The organism is Mycobacterium sp., from assembly GCF_050701675.1.
Taxonomy (GTDB): Bacteria; Actinomycetota; Actinomycetes; order Mycobacteriales; family Mycobacteriaceae; genus Mycobacterium.
The window spans coordinates 1-1,864 of sequence record NZ_JBOGDD010001064.1 but is presented as its reverse complement, the minus strand read 5'-3'; the positions used below and the strand labels follow the sequence as shown (position 1 = coordinate 1,864).

At 60.3% G+C, this 1,864-nt stretch carries 2 protein-coding genes; both read left to right on the top strand.

The genetic code is table 11. The features are described 5' to 3' along the window. Positions 1-425 precede the first annotated feature (425 nt). Positions 426-1,130, top strand: coding sequence for an HD domain-containing protein (locus tag ACRDUX_RS32605; RefSeq protein WP_526420285.1), 705 nt, complete (start codon positions 426-428; stop codon positions 1,128-1,130). A gap of 115 nt (positions 1,131-1,245) precedes the next feature. Further along, positions 1,246-1,674 carry a Rid family hydrolase gene (locus ACRDUX_RS32600; protein WP_526420283.1) on the top strand — a complete coding sequence of 143 codons (429 nt, stop codon included), beginning with the start codon at positions 1,246-1,248 and terminating at the stop codon, positions 1,672-1,674. The last annotated feature ends 190 nt before the right edge of the window (positions 1,675-1,864 follow it).

The window sequence follows — 1,864 nt, the reverse complement described above, 5'->3', positions numbered from 1 at the left end:
CCTGTGTTGGTCCGGTGGCCGCTGATGCCTTCGGGCTCTGGGGTGTTCCGACTGCCATCCCTTCGCGCTTTCGGCTCGGCGCGCTCGTCAAGCTTGTGGAAAATCGGCTGGCAAGGCTCGACTAGATTGCGTTGAGCGATAGGCAGTGACTGCTTCTCACGTCAATACAACAACGGGACGCCGTATGTCACCGTCACGCTTGGTTGCAGCGCCGCTTCCAATCCTGCCGGCCAGAATGCAACGCACGTCAACAGCGTGGAACCGCCGAGACAGCATCGGGCGGAGGAGCGTAGTCGCCGCCACGGCGTCGTGCCGTGATCGGCGCAGCGGCAACAACACTCGTTCTCGACGTATGGCGTGATCCTTGCGATAGCCGGCAATTCTGCCTCTGGCAGGCATAGGTCGGGTGGCTGCACACTCAAACGATGACAGAACCCAACCTTCCGCAATCGCAAGATAAAACGTCCGACAGCGTACATCTGGTCACTTTGCCCAGCACGCCCCTCGCCGTGGCCGCTCTAGAATTGGTGCACGGCGCGGAGTCGCCCGCCATCGCCAATCACAGTGTGCGAAGCTACCTGTTCGCGCGGTTGCTCGCGCCACACATCGGCCTCAGCTCTGGCCGAGATTTCGATGACGAGTTGTTGTTCCTTTCGTGTGTTCTGCACGATGTCGGCCTTTCAACTCTGGCGAAGAGGAATATCCGCTTTGAGGTTGACGGGGCCGACCGTGCTGCTGAATTCCTCAGCGGCCAAGGAGTTCCGGCTGATAAGGTCGATGCCGTCTGGGAGGCTATCGCGCTGCACAACGCGTTCGACATCGCTGACCGGAAAGGCGCGCTGACCTCGTTGACGTACCAGGGTGTGGCCATAGATTTCGGCGGGACCCTCGGTCTGCCTGCAGCGCATCTCGCTGCCGTGACCGCGGAAATCGGCGCCGTGATCCACAGCGCCTACCCGCGGTTTGATATGACCAAGTCAATTGTCGACGCGGTCGCCGATCACGCTGCCGCCGATCCCCAGAACGCACCGCGTTACACCTCGTCTGGCGAAATCCTGCGCGAACGACGTGAACTCGGTACGACGTTCGTTGAAGAACTTGTCGCCAACGGATCCCGCTGGGGTAACTGAGCGGCGTAACCCGTGCTCGTGCAACACGGTTAGTTGCGCGGGATGACCTTGTGAATGTGATCGCGCACGTCACATGTATGGAATCTCAGTAGTAACGAAGAAAGGAAGCATCCACATGTCCAAACTCGAGTTTTTCGATACTCCCGGCTACGGGGAAATCACCCGGGCTCACTACAGTTACAGTCAGGCGCTGCGGATCGGTGACCGCGTAGAGATCTCCGGCCAGGGCGGTTGGGACGACGACCAGACCTTCTCGGTCGATTCTTTGGAGGCGGAGATCGAGAAGGCCTTCGACAACGTCGAAAAGACTCTCGTTGCAGCGGGCGCGACGTGGCACGACGTCGTCAACGTGCACACCTACCACGTCCCTTCGCGCGATGATGCGATCGGCGACGACCACATGGCGGCTGTCGTTGGCCAGTTCCGCAAGCGAGCCGGAGAGCACCTTCCCCTGTGGACGGCCCTGGGCGTAAAGGCACTGGGGTTGCCCGAAATGCACATCGAGATCGAAGTTGTGGCCATCATCGGGTCCGGCAACAAATAGCACGTCCAGTATCAACACCAGTGGTCGCCCCGGGGGCACGGCGCCTCGGGGCAACCACTGGCCCTACGTCGTGTACCTGCGGCCTTCACCGCGCCGGCGGAAGGCGTCGGTAACAAAGCGAGTTCGAGCAAGCCAAGGAACAGTGTTGAAAGATGTACGCACAGATCATCTTGTTCGATAAGTTCGACCC

Bases quoted from the DNA above. Each gene is read 5' to 3' on its own strand.
- ACRDUX_RS32605 (WP_526420285.1), top strand. From the start codon at position 426: ATGACAGAACCCAACCTTCCGCAATCGCAAGATAAAACGTCCGACAGC.
- ACRDUX_RS32600 (WP_526420283.1), top strand. From the start codon at position 1,246: ATGTCCAAACTCGAGTTTTTCGATACTCCCGGCTACGGGGAAATCACC.